The sequence below is a fragment of the Halorubrum sp. SD612 genome, assembly GCF_002135005.1.
Map to the genome: position 1 here is coordinate 1 of NZ_NEWI01000398.1, position 1,050 is coordinate 1,050.

Below are 1,050 nucleotides of genomic sequence, written 5' to 3' on the forward strand. Positions count from 1 at the left end.
GTCGGACATCTCCTCGCGGTGGATCTGGCGGCCGACGCGTTCGAGGATGTCGCGGCGCTCCTCGCGCTCGTTCTTCAGGAAGCCGCGGACGTTCGAGACCGTCGAGGACTCGATCGGCGGCGTCCGGACGACCTCGGGGGTCCAGCCGACCTCTTGGGTGATCTCGCGGAGCGTCGAGCCGCGGCGGCCGATCACCATGCCGGGCTTCTCCGCCTCGATGACGACCTCGCCGGTGTCCTCGTGGAAGTCGAGGTCCGTGACGCCGGCCTCTTCGGGGATCACCTCGCGGACCTGCTCTTCGGCCCGCGCCGGCGGCGAGAGTGCGCTCGGGTCCGGTCGGACCGTGATCCGCTTGCGGAGCTTCGAGGCGAGCCGGCGGATCAGGTCGCCGTCGCCGGCGAAGCGCTTGGGGTCGCGCGTGTACACGACCAGCTCCGGCCCCTCGTATTTCACGTCGGTGACCGTGATGTCGTTCGGAATCTCCTGTTCGATCTCGGATTTCAACGTATCGAGTTGCTTGTCGACTTGACTCATATCTCACTGCGGGTCGTCGAGGCCGCCGTCGTCGTCGAATCGCGTCGCGCGTCGCGCGGCGACTCGCCGCCGATCGATCGACCGTGACGGGATAGGCATAGTGGAAGTACTGTCCGTACTGGTTCCGTACGCGGGAACAGCCAGCGAAAACCCGCTTGCTTCACGCTACTGCCCCGCCGTTATAAAAGCCTTCGCAAAGGGCAAGCCGCAGCGACCTCAACTCCGTCCATGCGCGTCACGACGCAGACGGTCCGCGACGAACACGCTTGGGTCCGCGACCGCGCCGACGTCGTCGTCCCGATACTCAACGACACCCGCGACCGCCTCGGTCGTATCTTCGGGACCGACGTCGACGCGGCGGCGCCCGACGCGTACCGCCGAGAGGTCGACGCCGCCTTCGCCGACGGCGAGGTCGCGGTCACCGTCGCGGCCTGCGTCGCGCCCCTCCGCGACCTCGACGGCGCGGGCGCCTCCGCTCGGCTCGTCGTCGACGCCGTCCTCGGGCGGGAGCTCGCC

1 protein-coding gene and 1 pseudogene are annotated in these 1,050 nt (G+C 68.8%); one reads left to right on the forward strand and one right to left on the reverse strand.

Going from position 1 to position 1,050, the window contains the following annotated elements:
• Positions 1–534: KH domain-containing protein (locus B9G38_RS17660; protein WP_198945741.1), on the reverse strand; the 534-nt coding region annotated here is incomplete at its 3' end.
• 228 nt (positions 535–762) lie between these two features.
• Between B9G38_RS17660 and B9G38_RS17665 the strand changes: the two are divergent.
• Positions 763–1,050 (forward strand): annotated as a pseudogene (locus B9G38_RS17665) (hypothetical protein); the annotation flags it as partial.